19 protein-coding genes are annotated in these 14,935 nt (G+C 39.0%); 14 read left to right on the forward strand and 5 right to left on the reverse strand.

Translation table 11 applies throughout. From position 1 onward, the window contains the following. Positions 1-3: 3 nt before the first annotated feature. Complete coding sequence (ligA, locus tag DRW42_RS06315) at positions 4-2,016, reverse strand: NAD-dependent DNA ligase LigA (protein ID WP_113947976.1); 2,013 nt, start codon at positions 2,014-2,016, stop codon at positions 4-6. Positions 2,017-2,209: 193 nt separating this feature from the next. Between ligA and DRW42_RS06320 the strand changes: the two genes are divergently transcribed. After that, positions 2,210-2,479 carry a hypothetical protein gene (locus DRW42_RS06320; protein WP_113947977.1) on the forward strand — a complete coding sequence of 90 codons (270 nt, stop codon included), beginning with the start codon at positions 2,210-2,212 and terminating at the stop codon, positions 2,477-2,479. Continuing rightward, entirely contained in the window at positions 2,466-3,110 is a 645-nt protein-coding gene (locus tag DRW42_RS06325; RefSeq protein ID WP_113947978.1) for a zeta toxin family protein, read from the forward strand. The genes DRW42_RS06320 and DRW42_RS06325 overlap by 14 nt, the downstream gene beginning before the upstream one ends. Before the next feature lie 9 nt (positions 3,111-3,119). On the opposite strand, the gene DRW42_RS06330 is transcribed toward DRW42_RS06325, so the two are convergent. Continuing rightward, entirely contained in the window at positions 3,120-3,797 is a 678-nt protein-coding gene (locus DRW42_RS06330; protein ID WP_113947979.1) for an ACP phosphodiesterase, read from the reverse strand. Between the two features lie 148 nt (positions 3,798-3,945). Between DRW42_RS06330 and tyrS the strand changes: the two genes are divergently transcribed. From tyrS to DRW42_RS06350, 4 genes are all read left to right on the forward strand, one after another. Continuing rightward, the gene (gene tyrS / locus DRW42_RS06335; RefSeq protein ID WP_113947980.1) at positions 3,946-5,232 is read left to right on the forward strand and encodes a tyrosine--tRNA ligase; all 1,287 of its coding nucleotides are present in this window, start codon (positions 3,946-3,948) and stop codon (positions 5,230-5,232) included. Between the two features lie 14 nt (positions 5,233-5,246). Further along, positions 5,247-5,702 carry a hypothetical protein gene (locus DRW42_RS06340; protein ID WP_113947981.1) on the forward strand — a complete coding sequence of 152 codons (456 nt, stop codon included), beginning with the start codon at positions 5,247-5,249 and terminating at the stop codon, positions 5,700-5,702. Positions 5,703-5,940: 238 nt separating this feature from the next. Beyond that, positions 5,941-7,056 carry a sensor histidine kinase gene (locus DRW42_RS06345; RefSeq protein ID WP_113947982.1) on the forward strand — a complete coding sequence of 372 codons (1,116 nt, stop codon included), beginning with the start codon at positions 5,941-5,943 and terminating at the stop codon, positions 7,054-7,056. Then, on the forward strand, positions 7,031-7,747 hold the full coding sequence (locus DRW42_RS06350) for a LytR/AlgR family response regulator transcription factor (RefSeq protein ID WP_113947983.1): 717 nt from the start codon (positions 7,031-7,033) through the stop codon (positions 7,745-7,747). Before DRW42_RS06345 ends, DRW42_RS06350 begins: the two co-directional genes overlap by 26 nt. A gap of 348 nt (positions 7,748-8,095) precedes the next feature. On the opposite strand, the gene DRW42_RS06355 is transcribed toward DRW42_RS06350, so the two are convergent. Next, positions 8,096-9,298, reverse strand: coding sequence for a GTP-binding protein (locus DRW42_RS06355; RefSeq protein ID WP_113947984.1), 1,203 nt, complete (start codon positions 9,296-9,298; stop codon positions 8,096-8,098). A gap of 87 nt (positions 9,299-9,385) precedes the next feature. Between DRW42_RS06355 and DRW42_RS06360 the strand changes: the two genes are divergently transcribed. From DRW42_RS06360 to DRW42_RS06390, 8 genes are read left to right on the forward strand one after another with little or no spacing between them, the layout of a single operon-like run. Continuing rightward, entirely contained in the window at positions 9,386-9,781 is a 396-nt protein-coding gene (locus DRW42_RS06360; RefSeq protein ID WP_113947985.1) for a MerC domain-containing protein, read from the forward strand. Positions 9,782-9,793: 12 nt separating this feature from the next. Further along, positions 9,794-9,958, forward strand: coding sequence for a hypothetical protein (locus DRW42_RS28705; protein WP_158544288.1), 165 nt, complete (start codon positions 9,794-9,796; stop codon positions 9,956-9,958). Then, positions 9,951-10,577, forward strand: a complete 627-nt coding sequence (locus DRW42_RS06365; RefSeq protein WP_113947986.1) for an ABC transporter ATP-binding protein — start codon at positions 9,951-9,953, stop codon at positions 10,575-10,577. The genes DRW42_RS28705 and DRW42_RS06365 overlap by 8 nt, the downstream gene beginning before the upstream one ends. Continuing rightward, positions 10,577-11,788, forward strand: coding sequence for an ABC transporter permease (locus DRW42_RS06370; protein WP_113947987.1), 1,212 nt, complete (start codon positions 10,577-10,579; stop codon positions 11,786-11,788). Before DRW42_RS06365 ends, DRW42_RS06370 begins: the two co-directional genes overlap by 1 nt. Before the next feature lie 4 nt (positions 11,789-11,792). Further along, positions 11,793-12,230, forward strand: coding sequence for a hypothetical protein (locus tag DRW42_RS06375; RefSeq protein WP_113947988.1), 438 nt, complete (start codon positions 11,793-11,795; stop codon positions 12,228-12,230). After that, positions 12,227-12,664 carry a hypothetical protein gene (locus DRW42_RS06380; protein ID WP_147243681.1) on the forward strand — a complete coding sequence of 146 codons (438 nt, stop codon included), beginning with the start codon at positions 12,227-12,229 and terminating at the stop codon, positions 12,662-12,664. The genes DRW42_RS06375 and DRW42_RS06380 overlap by 4 nt, the downstream gene beginning before the upstream one ends. Then, complete coding sequence (locus DRW42_RS06385) at positions 12,661-13,110, forward strand: hypothetical protein (protein WP_244215210.1); 450 nt, start codon at positions 12,661-12,663, stop codon at positions 13,108-13,110. Before DRW42_RS06380 ends, DRW42_RS06385 begins: the two co-directional genes overlap by 4 nt. Positions 13,111-13,130: 20 nt before the next feature. Next, positions 13,131-13,568 carry a Fur family transcriptional regulator gene (locus DRW42_RS06390; protein ID WP_113947990.1) on the forward strand — a complete coding sequence of 146 codons (438 nt, stop codon included), beginning with the start codon at positions 13,131-13,133 and terminating at the stop codon, positions 13,566-13,568. Here the strand turns inward: DRW42_RS06390 and DRW42_RS06395 are convergent, their stop codons facing one another. Next, positions 13,569-14,552, reverse strand: a complete 984-nt coding sequence (locus DRW42_RS06395; protein ID WP_113947991.1) for a LuxE/PaaK family acyltransferase — start codon at positions 14,550-14,552, stop codon at positions 13,569-13,571. Between the two features lie 19 nt (positions 14,553-14,571). Next, the gene (locus tag DRW42_RS06400; protein ID WP_113947992.1) at positions 14,572-14,931 is read right to left on the reverse strand and encodes a hypothetical protein; all 360 of its coding nucleotides are present in this window, start codon (positions 14,929-14,931) and stop codon (positions 14,572-14,574) included. Positions 14,932-14,935 lie beyond the last annotated feature (4 nt).

Here is a 14,935-nt window from a genome sequence, read left to right on the forward strand (position 1 = left end):
TCTTTACTTTATCATTTCCAACAGCTCGGCGTCGCTAATAATCGGGACATTTAATTTATTTGCTTTTTCCAGCTTCGAGGGGCCCATATTATCGCCTGCAACAAGGTAGTTCAGTTTGCCCGAAATACCGCTCAGCATCTTTCCTCCATTGGCCTCAATCATATCCTTTAGCTCATCGCGGCTATAGTTCTCAAAAACGCCCGAAATTACGAATGTTTTTCCAATAAGTCTATCACTATCAAGCGTAATTACTTTTTCTTCAATTTCGAACTGTAATCCTGCTAATTTTAATAATTCTACCTGCTGTATATGCTCTGGTTTTCCAAAATACTCAACAATACTCTCTGCAATACGCTGCCCGATCTCGTCTATAGCGATTAATTCTTCTACCGTGGCATGAGAAAGATTGTCGATGTTTTTTACCCCGGCAGCGGTTTTTTTAGCAACAGTTTCGCCAACATAGCGGATGCCCAAACCAAAAAGTACTTTTTCGAAAGGCATTTCTTTCGATTTTTCAATTCCGGTTAGCATATTTTCTATCGAACGCTCACCAAAACGCTCTAAGGTTTTAAGCTGATCTGCTTTCTCCTTTAGGCTATATAAATCGCTGATGTGCCTTACCAAGCCTTGTTTATAAAAGGTTTCGATGGTTTCGTCGCCAAGGCCATCAATATTCATTGCTTTGCGTGAAATAAAATGCTGGATTTTACCTACAATCTGCGGCGGACAACCTTCATCGTTGAGGCAATAATGTACTGCTTCACCTTCTTTTCTGATCAGTTCGGTACCACATTCAGGGCAGTTATGCAGGTAGTGTACTTTTGCTGCACCTGGCAAACGTTTATCGAGATTTACCTTAATAATTTTCGGGATGATCTCGCCGCCTTTTTCTACATAAACGGTATCACCTTCGTGGAGGTCTAAACGTTCAATTTCGTTGGCGTTATGCAAAGTAGCACGTTTAACCGTTGTGCCAGCCAGTAAAACAGGCTTTAAGTTGGCCACAGGAGTAACAGCGCCTGTTCTGCCTACCTGATAGGTAACTTTTTCTAAAACGGTTTCTACTTCTGCAGCTTTGTATTTGTAAGAAATTGCCCAGCGAGGCGATTTAGAAGTGAATCCCAGTTCCTGTTGCTGCGCATAACTGTTTACCTTAATTACAATACCATCAATATCATAACTCAATTTAAAACGTTCATCTTCCCAATGGTGGATAAATTCGAGAACGGCATCTATGCCCGAAACCAGTTTTGTATGCTCGCAAACATGGAAACCCCATTCTTTTACAGCATTTAAGCTATCCCAATGGGTTTTAAATTCATTTTTATCGGTATATAAAAAGTAGATAAAACCATCTAAAGGTCTTTTGGCTACCTCTTTACTATCCTGCATTTTAATAGTGCCTGAAGCAAAGTTACGCGGATTGGCATAAGGAATTTCGCCCAGTTCCTCCCTTGCGGCATTTAAGCGTAAAAAAGCCGCTTTGTGCATAAAAATTTCCCCTCGAATTTCAAAATGCTCAGGGGCTACTGCCGATTTAATCTGGTGTGGAATGGTGTGGATGGTTTTAACATTGCTGGTTACATCATCCCCTTTGGTACCATCGCCCCGGGTAACGGCACGTAAAAGTTTGCCATTTTCGTAGGTAAGACTAATCGATAAACCATCAAATTTCAATTCGCAAACATATTCGAAATTGTCGCCAATGGCTTTGCGGATCCGTTCGTCGAAATCGCGGAGATCCTGTTCGTTATAGGTATTCCCCAATGATAACATGGGGTATTTATGGTTTACAGTAATAAAATTTTTGGTGATATCGCCACCCACGCGTTGTGTTGGCGAGTTCGGGTCGGCAAAATCAGGATGGGCTTTTTCCAGTTCGGCCAAATGTTTTAATTTCTTATCAAACTCATAATCACCAATGGTAGGCATAGCCAGCACATAATAATTGTAATTATGCTGGTTTAATTCGGCCACAAGGGCATCCATTTCTTTTTGTATTGCAGATAGGGGCATCCACAAATATAAAAAAAGGATGAAAGGGTTTTTGATATGGAGCGAAAATAAAACTTAACAATTTATGCAATAATTCTATAAACATCTAAAATGAGTACAATTGTATAACTACCTGATTTTGTAGTGTTTCAGGGGCCTTATTTTGTTTTATGGCATTAAAATTGTATTTTTACGTTAGAAAGGATATTAAGTTATGTCAGTAGTTAATATAGAAAAAGAAACAAAAAACGAAAAATATTTCGATGTTCTGCGTAATCTCCGTACAAAAAACTTTAATCGTAACCTTCCTTTTCTTATCCTTTCGAATAAACTTCCAAAGGGCCAGGTTTATAAAGAATATGCCGATGGACGTATAGAAGTCCAAGAAGTTTCTTCAGCAGGTGAAAATTTTAAAATTAAGGTATTAAAGACCTTGCCAGCAGAGGAAGCTGATCTTTTGCGGCTTAATTATGGACTACTCTAAGCCAACACTTTTGGTGATTTCTGGCCCTAATGGAGCAGGGAAATCAACTTACATCCAAAGTATGCTTCCTGAGGAATTTGCAAATATCCTATCCTTTAACCGTGATGAAATCCGCATTGAATTTTTGAATCAACTTATTGACGAAGGTGCTTCGAAAACAGATCGGCTGAAAAATGCAACATCAATGATGGAGGCAAGACTTGTTTACGAGATGAAAGTTGCTATCTCTAAACAGGAACATTTTGTACTGGAAACTCCTTTGTCTGATCCCTATTATTGGACATACATAAATTTATTTGACGATGCAGGGTATCAGGTTCAGTTAAATTATTTATGTCTTGATACCGTAGAACAATGTAAAGCGAGGGTTCAACAAAGAATTTCGGAAGGTGGCCATGCTGTTTCACCGGAGACTATCAAAGGAGTTTACAACATGAATCTGGTTCACATTAATAGTCAACTGAATAGTTTTGCTAGATTAGAATTGTACGATGGAACAATTATTCCAACCATGCTTTGTGCGATTGATAATAACAAAGTAGAATATTATCATTCTGAAGCTTTCAAAAAAACATGGATAAAAAAGGGGCTTCCTACTTTATATAAAATGTTACAGGATGCAAAAAAATAACAATTCATTTTACAAATTTATCTTCCCCTCAATCTCCTCAAAAATCTCCATAAAATCCTTTTGTAAAATTTCTTTAAAAACTGCCAATTCTAAAGTAAGCTGTTGCAATTGCTTTTCGTTCAGTGTTTCCGGCCAAAGGCGCATGCATATCCTGTTAAGCGCATAGCTGATGTTTTCGAGTTGCTGATAGCTGAGCAGGTATTTGCTGCTGATAAACTTTTCCAGAAAGTTGAAAAATACTTCCGGTTGTTTCAGGTTGCAATGTTCCAGAAAATCGCTTAACGATTCCTTTTTTACGGCATTAAGCTTATCGTAAAAGTGATGTACCTGAATCAGGTTATGTGCGATCAATAAATGATCCAACAAAAGCTCTAAGCCAATATGCGCAAGAAATGATGGCCTAACAAGAGTATTTTCTACTATAGGTTTAATCAGCTGTTTTAATTCGGTGGTTTTCTCGAGGAAGAAATGAGAAGAGTGAAAAAATAGGTCTACCGCTAAATGCCTTTTCCAGCCGGCGAGCAGATTTTCTTCATCCGGGTTTCCTTTAAATAGAAATTCATTTTTCTGCGGGTATAAATTGGCTTCTTTTGCCGCATTTTTAATCAGATCCGGTAATACCGTCCCCATTACCACATTGGCGTCTTCACTTGCTCTGTCGAAATAATAATGTGATAAGAAGTTCATGCTGCAAGGTAATATTTTCTGTTATGGTTGTAAAGTTTGTATGGTAAAATATTAACGCAGCTAAAACCTGTTTTACAAAACCAACTAATTTGCTTTAAACTAAGCTAAAATTTTATCTTTGCACGCACATTATTAAAGTGTTTGTACAATGACGAATTTTGTTGAAGAGTTAAGATGGCGTGGCATGCTGCATGATATTATGCCGAATACTGAAGAAAAGTTAAACGAAGGTATGACCTCTGGTTATATCGGTTTCGACCCTACTGCAGATTCGTTGCATGTTGGGCACTTAACGCAGATCATGACACTGATCCACTTTCAAAACGCCGGGCACAAACCATTTGCTTTGGTTGGTGGTGCTACCGGTATGGTTGGCGATCCATCGGGTAAATCCGACGAGCGTAACCTGCAAACGCCCGAAATGATCGAGCATAACTTAAAAGGAATGAAAAAGCAATTGGCTAAGTTCCTGAAATTTGAAGAAGGTGGTAATGGTGCAGTAATGGTTAACAATGCTGATTGGTTTAAGGATATGAACCTTTTTACCTTTATCAGAGATGTAGGTAAACACATTACCGTTAACTACATGATGGCAAAAGATAGTGTTAAAAGACGTTTGGAAGGCGATTCCGGATTATCTTTTACCGAATTCTGCTACCAGTTGATCCAGGGTTATGATTTTTATCATTTATGGAAAAATGAAAACTGTTTGGTGCAAATGGGCGGTTCAGATCAATGGGGCAATATTGTTACCGGTACAGAGCTGATCAGAAGAAAAGATGCCGGAACGGCTTATGCCATCACTACTCAGTTGATTAAAAAAGCAGATGGAACTAAATTCGGTAAAACTGAAAGTGGTGCTGTTTGGTTAGACCCGGAGAAAACTTCCCCATATAAATTTTACCAGTTTTGGTTAAACGCATCGGATGATGATGTGAAAAAATGGATCCGTATTTTCACTTTAAAAAATAAAGAAGAGATTGAAGCTTTAGAGAAGGAACATGATGCTGCACCGCATCTGCGTATTCTACAGAAAGCTTTGGCTGAAGATATTACCATCAAAACCCATTCGGTAGAAGCTTTGGAAACCGCTATTAAAACATCCGAATTTTTGTTTGGAAACGGATCACTGGAATTTTTAAAAAGTTTATCGGAGAAACAGGTTTTGGAAATGTTCGAAGGTATTCCGCAATTTAATATCTCTAAGTCAGAATTAGGTGCCGGAATTGACGCAGCCTCACTGTTGGCAGAAAAAGCAGCCGTTTTTCCATCGAAAGGAGAGGCTAAGAAAACCATCCAGGGCGGAGGTGTTTCTGTGAACAAAGAAAAAGTGGCTGAAATGGCCCAAGTATTCAACGCGGATCATTTAATCAACGATAAATTTATCGTGGTTCAAAAAGGCAAGAAAAACTACTTTCTTTTAATTGCTGAATAATATTTACAGGCCCAATGAAATTAAAGATAAAAGCTTTTTTCATTGGGCTTGAATTTAAGATAGAACGGGAAGTTGATATACCCGTTGAAATTCTTCAGGATCGCATCATAAGCGAATTAAAAAAGCTGGATTATAATATTTTGGATAGCTTACCAAATAAAACCATCTTTAAAGATCATAAGTACGATGGCAGAAAAGCAAGCGCTTTTGAAACATGGGAAAGGGCAAATGGCGGTAGCTTCGAAATCATTGAAAATAATCATCATCAAAGCTTGAAATTTCTATTTTCAGTATCTATCGCAGAACCATTGTTTGCAATAATTGTTCTGGCATTGATGTGTTTTCTAATTGGCTATATGGTTTTTCCCTTTGCACTTGTAATTACTGTACTTAACATTCAGAGAGGAATAGATGTGAAAAATAAAATGCAGCAAATTTTTAATGCGGTTGTTCAATCACCTGAAGGTTGATTTTTCTATTGGTTGCGATGTAAAAATAACTCCCTTGAAAAAGATTCTTCACTGTGTTCAGAATGACATGACGGCGGATGTAATTATCCGAGTTAATCTGCGAATCCGTGGCTAATTTGTTGCTAAGTTAAGATATAGTTTTAGCCATTCATATCCTTATCTCCCAAATCCATCTGCTTTTTTGCCTCATTCGTCTACAAAGGTTAATCCAGTAGCAAGGAATTGTATCTTTGTGTAAATGCCATTGATAGAAAGGATAGCGAAGTTCAGTTCCGCACACCGGTTCCTTAGCCATGTAATTTTTTGGCTCATCACCTCTGTTGTTTTCCTAAACCGTTACGAAGTAGCAGAATATAATGATGTTAAGTGCATTCTGGCCAGGCATATCTATTATATCCTGTTTACTGGTTTTGCTTCTTATTTTCTGGCATATATCATTATTCCAAAACTTATCACATCAAAAAAATATTATGTTGTGATAGGCTATTTCATTGCAGGCAGTTATATTATCTGTGTATTTTCGAGGATAGCTGTGGTATATATTCTGGAGCCTGTTATCAGAATACCGCCTTTTGGACAGGAAACCATCTTTGAAATTATGATGGATGTACCCAAACTTATTACACATTACTTTCCCTTAACTTTTTCTGCCGCCTGGATATTTGCTTTCATTAAACTGATCAAAGCGCAATATATTGCGCAACAGCACCAGCTTTCTGTTGAAAAAGAAAGGGCCGAAACAGAATTGAAAGCTTTAAAGGCACAACTTAATCCGCATTTTTTATTTAATACACTCAATAATATCTATTCACTTTCGCTCATCAATTCTCCGGTCACTTCAAAATCGATAGCTGGTTTGTCTGAAATACTCGATCACGTTTTATATAGATGTAACGGAATGTATGTGCCATTATCGGCCGAAATCAACCTTATTAAAAATTATATAGCGCTCGAAAAACTGAGGTATGGTAATCGTTTACAGGTCAATTTTACACATGCAGTTGACCAGGAAATCATGATTGCACCATTAATTTTATTATCGTTGGTAGAAAATGCCTTTAAACATGGCGCTGGCGAAGATGTGGGACTTCCGGTAATTAATATCGACATGAATTTAACAGCGGGACATTTCCGGTTTATGGTTTCCAATAGTTTTATTCCAGGCGAAGGCGAAGAAGACGGAAGGATCGGGATCAGCAACATTACTAAACAACTGCAGCTGATCTACCCCGGTTTATATGATTTTAATACATCAACCCATGATCATATCTTTGTTGCACTGTTGCACATTAACCTAAAGAATCACATTATCAAAGAAGAACAACGTTATGAAAGTGAGATGTCTTTTAGTTGATGATGAACCTTTGGCCATACAGCTGATCCAGAACCATATTAAGCTTTTGGATACCTTTGAAGTTGTTGGCACGTGCTCCAACGCGATTAAAGCTTTAGAATTACTGCGTACCACTCCTGTAGATCTTTTGTTCCTCGATATTAAAATGCCACAGATTACAGGTATCGATTTTCTTAAAACCTTGAAAAATCCACCTGCGGTGATTATTACAACAGCTTACCGCGAATATGCCATTGAGGGTTATGATCTCGACCTAATTGATTACCTGTTAAAACCCATTACTTTCGATCGTTTTTTTAAGGCAGTAGACCGTTATTTAAGACTAAAAAGTCCGGTGGGTAAAACTGAAAGTTTGCAGGAAAACGAACAACAGTTTATCCATATTAAAGCGGGGGGAAAGTTTCATAACCTGAATAAAGATGAGGTACTATATATCGAAAGTTTAAAAGATTACATCACTATCCATTGCACTGATAGAAAAATTACTGCCAAATACAAAATCGGTGATCTGGAAACAGAACTTTACAATAAAGACTTTTTGCGGATCCATCGCTCATTTATCATAAACATGAAAAAAATAAGTGCTTTTACTAATTATGATATTGAAATAGGAACAAAGGAACTGCCGATAGGGGCGAGTTATAAAGAATACGTTTTTAAGAAACTCCAGCAGTCAGCACTATTGAAGTAGTATTTTTTACTATTAGCTAAAAAAGCCACAATTAGTGGCTTAAATGAGTTTGCTATGTTTAGATAGATTAATTGAATACATAAAACTTGTTAAAACATTTATAACACTTATATCTCTTTACTGAGATAAATGGCATAAGTGTTTTAAAGATAAAACCTCTCGGGACCCTATATGTTTCGAAGTTTTTGCACTTCGGACAAGATAGGCCGGTTTTAACCAGGGTTAATTCTTCTGATGGTATCATAATAAGTTGGCTTGTTGGGATAAACCAAATTTAAACAAAATAAATGCAAATATTGTAGTAGGAAAACTACCATTTTATTCATTTCATCTACTATTATACGCAATTTAATATATTAGATGCTCAAAAGGGTTAATAAAGCTCTTTTTCTCCCTAAAATGTTGTATCTCAGCTGGTGTTAATAAACAGGCTTCTAAAGATTTTTTCAAATCTTCAATATCCATATCCTGACCTATAAAAACGAGTTCGTTTTTACGGTCACCAAAATCATTATCCCAATCAACATGTATTTCTACCAAGTTTTCTAAATAATCGTTATACTGCTCCCGTTCCAGCAGATCCATGCTCGCCCACCAAACGCCTGCCGGATCGATACGCAACGAACCGCCTGCCTGCGAAAAATTAATAGCCTGCTCTGGTATGGCAGCCAGATACAATATACCTTTAGAGCGGATCACATTCTGCGGAAATTCTTTGTTGATGTAATTCCATAACCTTTCAGGGTGAAAAGGTTTTTTAGAACGGAAAACCATCGAGCTGATGCCGTACTCTTCCGTTTCGGGCTGATGGATTTCTTCCAGCTCTTTTTTCCAGCCCGCACCTTCAGAGGCCGAATCGAAATCAAATAATCCTGTGTTTAAAATCAGCGTAGGGTTTATCTCGCCAAAAAGCGTTTGGTAAATTTTGGCACCTGGGTTTAACTTTCCAATCAAAGCCCTTAATACTTTAATGTCTGCATCGCTCACCAGGTCGGTTTTGTTCAATAAAATTACGTTGGCAAATTCGATCTGATCGGTAAGCAGGTTTACAATGGTGCGCCTGTCTGCAACATCATCAACCATGTTTCTGTCGGCCAGTTTTTCGGCCGAGCCAAAATCCTTGTAAAAATTATAGGCATCAACCACGGTTACCATCGTATCTAACCGGCTAAACCGGTTTAGATCGATACCCGAAGTTTCATCAATAAACGAAAAGGTTTGCGCAACAGGGATAGGCTCCGATATTCCGGTACTTTCGATCAGCAGGTAATCGAAACGGTTTTCTTTTGCCAGTTTTTCTACTTCGATCATTAAATCTTCGCGCAAAGTACAACAAATGCAACCATTGCTCATTTCAACCAGCCGCTCTTCCGTTTTGGATAAGGTGTTCTGGTTTTTCACCAGAGCGGCATCAATGTTCACCTCGCTCATATCGTTCACAATTACGGCTACTTTTAAATCCTGCTTGTTCCTTAAAATAGCGTTTAGTAAAGTGGTTTTACCACTGCCCAAGAAACCGCTCAATACGGTTACCGGTAATTTCTTTATCATGTTAATGCAATTATGTTGCAAATATAGGGTTGAATATTTTAAATGCAACTACATTGCTTTTATATTTGTGCACTAAATTTATTTTTAATGAAATTACGGAGCTACAAAATCAACCTCGACCGGATCGGGATCACCGCCTCAACACTCTGTGCCATACACTGCGCAGCTTTACCTTTTTTGATTACTGTACTACCAATGTGGGGAATGGATTTTCTGGCCAACAATGCTGTTGAAATTACGATGATAGTGGTTTCGTTAATCCTCGGGATATGGAGTTTAAGCTCGGCTTACCGCAAACAGCACCACCGTATTACACCGATTTTAATACTTATGGCCGGATTCGCCTGTATTGCATTCGGGCACTTCTCAGGTATAACATTACTCGAGCCAATTTTGGTTCCATTGGGTGGTTTTACCATTGCTGTTGCACATTTTATCAACCTGCGGATGCTTAAAAGTTGTCCCATCGACCACCAATACTAAAAATTTATCCTGATGTCTAAGAATTATAAAATCCTGTTTATCCCTGCACTGTTGTTCATCACCATGTTGAACCCGGCCTGCAAACACGGCACAAACGACGGTATAGAACTTTACAGGCGATATGCCATTAAAAACATAACTGTTAAAAAAGCACAAAAAGTATTGCATCATGATTAATATCAGGTCGTTATCTCATGTTTATGAGAAAGGGAGAAAAATAAAATTTCCGGATTGGCAGATTGAAGACATGGACCAATGGCTTTTGCTTGGTGCTTCGGGCTGCGGAAAAAGTACTTTGCTTAATATCATTTCAGGGCTTTTAAAACCTACCCAGGGTGAAATTCTGATTAACGATACTGATTTATATACTTTATCTGCAAGAAGTACGGACCGTTTCAGGGGAAGGCATATCGGGATTATTTTTCAGCGGCCACATTTAATACGCTCGCTTAATGTGCTTGATAACCTGGAACTGGCTGCGGTAATGGCAGGAGTGCCCATTGATCATGAACGCAATCTTTTGCTGTTAAAAGATCTTGGTATTGGAAATCTGGCTAAAAGATATCCTGATGAATTAAGTCAGGGTCAGTTACAAAGGGTATCGGTGGCAAGGGCATTGGTAAATAAACCCGACCTGCTGATTGCTGACGAACCTACCTCCAGCCTGGATGATGAAAATGCGGCACAGGTAATAGAAATGCTTACCACCCAGGCAAAAGATAATGGGGCTGCGCTGATTATTGCTACACACGATCAAAGGGTTCGTGAACATATTGCTAAAACCTATCTACTCTAATGAATATTTTTAAAATCAGCAGCAAAAACCTCGTCAGGAATAAACTGACCACCATACTGAATATTATTCTGGTGGCCTTTGGTGTGGGCATCCTGTCTATTCTTTTCCTGGCCTCCAATCAGATCGGTAATAAACTCGAAAAAAATGCAAAAGACATTGATCTCGTTGTAGGCGCAAAAGGGAGTCCGCTACAGTTAATATTGAGCAGCATTTATCAAATCGATTATCCAACGGGAAATATTCCGGCTAAGGATGCCTACAAATTAGCGCATCACCCCATGGTTAAACGGGCTGTTCCGTTGGCATTGGGCGATAATTATAACGGTTACCGCATTGTGGGCACCGATACTTCTTTCAGTCATCTTTATGGTTTATCTGTCTTAAAGGGCAATTTTTGGCAGAAAGATTTGGAGGTAACCATTGGCAGCACAGTAGCTTCTACATCGAAACTGAAAATTGGTGATTATTTTTTCGGAGCACATGGCTTAACCGGCAATGGTGATATCCATAAACAGCATGCCTATGTGGTAAAAGGTATATTAAAACCAGAAGGAAATATTACCGATAACCTGATCCTGACCAATATTGGCAGTGTATATAAAATGCATGAAGAAAAACATAAGGAAACCCATCATGCTGCAGCGGCTGAAGCCAAAGAAATTAATGATAAACAAATTACTGCGTTATTGATCCAGTATAAATCACCTATGTCGGTCATTCTTTTCCCAAGGATGGTAAATCAGAGTACAAATATGCAGGCAGCTTCGCCAGCGATGGAAAGCGCCAGACTATTTTCATTGATTGGGATTGGAATTGATACCCTGCAATGGTTCGCGGTGTTTATCATGGCCATTGCAGCATTAAGTATCTTCATCAGCCTGTATAATGCCATGAAAGAGCGTAAATACGATCTGGCTATTATGCGCTGCCTGGGTGCATCCAAATCGAAACTGTTTTTTCTGGTGATGTTCGAAGGTATTTTGGTTACGCTGATAGGGACCTGTTTAGGATTATTGATCGGGCATGCGGCGCTAGAGGTAATCGGTGTTTATCAGGAATCGTCGCAGGCAAAATTAACAGGATTAACCGCTGTTCCGCAGGAAATTTATTTAATCTGGATCGGCCTGTTTATCGGCTCCCTGGCTTCACTTATTCCGGCCATGCAAATTTATAAGGTTGATATTGCCGCAACTTTAACAAAAGACCGTTAACGTAATGAAGAAATTAGTTTTTTGGATTGTTTTATGTTTAGGTGCCCAGGTATTGGCAGCGCAGGTTCGGGTACATACCGACATGCGCACGCCAACCTGGAATTTAATCGGTTTAAGGTACGATGCAGAACTTGCACCGGGCAAGTGGGGAAGCATTTTTCCGCCGGCACTAAAAGCACTAAATAATAAGGTAATCGAGTTGCCTGGTTATATCATCCCGACAAAAGTAGGTTCGAAGTTCAGCGAATTTATGTTTTCTATCGTTCCGATTGCTTCCTGCCCCTACTGTGGCTCCGGAGATATCCCATCAATGATCCAGGTGAAAATGTTAACCGCTATTCCCATTACCGAAAAACCGATTAAACTAAAAGGGATTTTTATTATCAATGATTCGGGCGATGACCGTAGTGAGTTTTTCCTCTTAAATGCGAAACAGTTATGATGAAAAAATATATAACTTTTTTATTGATAATGATCTCTTTTAGGGGCTTTGCGCAGGTTAATGTACATACAGATATGCGCACGCCCACCTGGAACCTGATTGGCCTGAAGTACGATAAACAGGTTAAGCCGCTGGTATGGCAGGCGATTTTTCCACCCGCGTTAAGAGCAATCAACAATAAAGTGATCGAATTGCCCGGTTTTATTATTCCCACCAAGGTAGGTAATAGTTTTACCGAATTTATGTTTTCGATTGTTCCGGTTGCTTCCTGCCCGTATTGTGGTACAGGAGATATTCCCTCAATGATTGAAGTTAAAACATTGAAACCGGTTACCTGGACAGAAGAACCGATTACCCTAAGGGGAAAGTTTATAATTAACGATTCGGGTGATAGCCGTTCTACTTTTTTCTTGTTAGATGCCGTGAAAAAATGAAAAAAATATATTTTATTTTGCTGTTGTTATGGGCAAATGTTGCTTTGGGGCAAACGCAGAAACATAATCCTAACGATCAGTTACGTTCGCTAAACTGGGATGTAATCGGTTCGGTAAAATTTGAACTTACTGAAAAAAATGAACTTTTTCCGCTGTTTTCTGAATCGATTAAACGTTTTGATAACCGCGAGTTCGACCTCACCGGTTATCTGATCCCCATAAAAAGCGGACAGAAACAGCAGAAATTTTTATTGGCCACGCTGCCGATTAACCAATGTTATTTTTGCGGACAGAATGGTGTTCCGGTAATGATTATGATTGAAATGGAAAGTGCTACAACTTACAGTGAAAAACCGATACATGTAAGGGGGATATTGAGACTGGAGCAGAAAGATGCGAGTTACGCACCACCAATCACGATCAAAAATGCCAAACTCATTAATTAATTGCTTATTTTTGTATTGCTATGGAAAACAAGACAGAGCGTTTCGAAAAACTTTTGGTCAAAAACGGATTAAAAAGGACCGCACCACGTTTACAGGTGCTGGAAATTTTGAGTGGGAGGGATTCTGCAACTTCGCAGCCGTATTTAGAACAGGTAATGGGTAAAGATGCAGATCGTGTTACTTTATACCGCGTATTGCAGGCCTTTGAAGAAAAAGGAATTATCCATAAGGTTTTAGATCAGCAGGGAACAGCCAATTATGCCATCTGCTCGGATGGATGTAGTGCGCACGAACATCACGATGAACATGTGCATTTTAACTGCGATAACTGCCATAAAATTTACTGTTTGGATAGCGTTAAAATCCCCGCATTAAAAGTGCCTGTTGGTTTTAAGGTAGAACATTTAAACCTGATTGCTACAGGCCTTTGCGCAAACTGCTCGGATAAGGTAAACTAATTATTGCACCAAAAGGTTACAGCCTCTGATATCGGCATTATCAAACCTGCCCAATACCTCAAAACTTTGATCAGGATTAATTCTGCCCAGGTCCTGCGTAGCGATAAACGAGCAGGAATTGATATTGGCCAGGTCGATTACATTAATGCCTCCTGTTCTGCCGTTTGGCATTAAACTCAATGGATCGTTGGTATCGCGAATCACCACTTTCAGCCAGTTAGGACAATTGAAAATGCCTTCACCTAGAGAATAAGCCTGAGAAAGCAATTCCGTCATTCCGTATTCGCTGTGGATGGCTTTTACGCCAAAACCTTTGCTTAGCTGCTCATGCAGTTCTTCGCGGACCATTTCCTTACGTTTTCCTTTCATGCCACCGGTTTCCATTACAATCAGTTCAGGGAAATCGATATCGAAGTTTTCGATAAAATCGAGCAGGGCATAGGTAACCCCGATTAAAACGGTTTTCTGTTTTTTTGATTTTAAATCGAGCAGGGTTTGCAATAACTCGCTATGGTTATATAAAAAATAACCGCTTTGTGGATGTTTACTTTTTTCGATCAGATCATTCACCATGTAAATCAATGATGAGCCTGAGCGCTGTTGGTATGAGGGTAATAAGGCTAAAAAGCAATAATCGGTAACATCACCATAAAACTCGGTGAAAGCTTGCAGGTAACTTTGCTCATAAAGTTTTGCATCAGTTACATGATGGCTGCTCTGTACCATACCCGTTGTGCCCGAACTGCTAAAAGTAACCTCAACCGGATCGGTACTACTTAAAACTGAATGGCTTTTAAAAAAGCTGATCGGCAAAAAGGGGATTTGTGCTATTTCGGTTATTTCATCGGCATCGATACCCAAATGAAAAATATATTCGCGGTATACATTACAGTTTTGGGCCTGTAACTTAAAAATATTTAAGGCAACTGAGTTAAACTCATTAGCACTTTTTATCGAAAATATATCCTCAGCTGTTAAATTCACGCTGCAAAAGTACAAAGCATTATGCTATTTTCTCGTCAGTTTTTTTTGCCAGCATGGCCATGCGGAACTGGTAACCACAATAACCACTAATGCCTGCAACCAAACCGCTCAAAAATCCGGTTACTAAAAGCAATGCCCACCAAAGTTTTATGCCCGTCATTACCGCTACACGGCCGGCTAACAGATTATCATTCGGCAGACTTTTAAACAGGGCGTAACCGATCCATAATAAAAAAATGGCAAGGAACGATTGCCAGAAGGCGATTTTTCCTGTTTTGCCGATGATGCCACAAGTAGCAAAGGAAATAACAATAATCACCCACCAGGGAGCGATCATTTGCAGAAAAAAACAGATTATTGCAATAACGATAAAAACCATTTTA

This window comes from Pedobacter miscanthi (assembly GCF_003315595.1).
In the GTDB taxonomy this organism is placed as follows: domain Bacteria; phylum Bacteroidota; class Bacteroidia; order Sphingobacteriales; family Sphingobacteriaceae; genus Pedobacter; species Pedobacter miscanthi.

Bases quoted from the DNA above. Each gene is read 5' to 3' on its own strand.
- ligA (WP_113947976.1), bottom strand. From the start codon at position 2,016: ATGCCCCTATCTGCAATACAAAAAGAAATGGATGCCCTTGTGGCCGAA.
- DRW42_RS06320 (WP_113947977.1), top strand. From the start codon at position 2,210: ATGTCAGTAGTTAATATAGAAAAAGAAACAAAAAACGAAAAATATTTC.
- DRW42_RS06325 (WP_113947978.1), top strand. From the start codon at position 2,466: ATGGACTACTCTAAGCCAACACTTTTGGTGATTTCTGGCCCTAATGGA.
- DRW42_RS06330 (WP_113947979.1), bottom strand. From the start codon at position 3,797: ATGAACTTCTTATCACATTATTATTTCGACAGAGCAAGTGAAGACGCC.
- tyrS (WP_113947980.1), top strand. From the start codon at position 3,946: ATGACGAATTTTGTTGAAGAGTTAAGATGGCGTGGCATGCTGCATGAT.
- DRW42_RS06340 (WP_113947981.1), top strand. From the start codon at position 5,247: ATGAAATTAAAGATAAAAGCTTTTTTCATTGGGCTTGAATTTAAGATA.
- DRW42_RS06345 (WP_113947982.1), top strand. From the start codon at position 5,941: ATGCCATTGATAGAAAGGATAGCGAAGTTCAGTTCCGCACACCGGTTC.
- DRW42_RS06350 (WP_113947983.1), top strand. From the start codon at position 7,031: ATGAAAGTGAGATGTCTTTTAGTTGATGATGAACCTTTGGCCATACAG.
- DRW42_RS06355 (WP_113947984.1), bottom strand. From the start codon at position 9,298: ATGATAAAGAAATTACCGGTAACCGTATTGAGCGGTTTCTTGGGCAGT.
- DRW42_RS06360 (WP_113947985.1), top strand. From the start codon at position 9,386: ATGAAATTACGGAGCTACAAAATCAACCTCGACCGGATCGGGATCACC.
- DRW42_RS28705 (WP_158544288.1), top strand. From the start codon at position 9,794: ATGTCTAAGAATTATAAAATCCTGTTTATCCCTGCACTGTTGTTCATC.
- DRW42_RS06365 (WP_113947986.1), top strand. From the start codon at position 9,951: ATGATTAATATCAGGTCGTTATCTCATGTTTATGAGAAAGGGAGAAAA.
- DRW42_RS06370 (WP_113947987.1), top strand. From the start codon at position 10,577: ATGAATATTTTTAAAATCAGCAGCAAAAACCTCGTCAGGAATAAACTG.
- DRW42_RS06375 (WP_113947988.1), top strand. From the start codon at position 11,793: ATGAAGAAATTAGTTTTTTGGATTGTTTTATGTTTAGGTGCCCAGGTA.
- DRW42_RS06380 (WP_147243681.1), top strand. From the start codon at position 12,227: ATGATGAAAAAATATATAACTTTTTTATTGATAATGATCTCTTTTAGG.
- DRW42_RS06385 (WP_244215210.1), top strand. From the start codon at position 12,661: ATGAAAAAAATATATTTTATTTTGCTGTTGTTATGGGCAAATGTTGCT.
- DRW42_RS06390 (WP_113947990.1), top strand. From the start codon at position 13,131: ATGGAAAACAAGACAGAGCGTTTCGAAAAACTTTTGGTCAAAAACGGA.
- DRW42_RS06400 (WP_113947992.1), bottom strand. From the start codon at position 14,931: ATGGTTTTTATCGTTATTGCAATAATCTGTTTTTTTCTGCAAATGATC.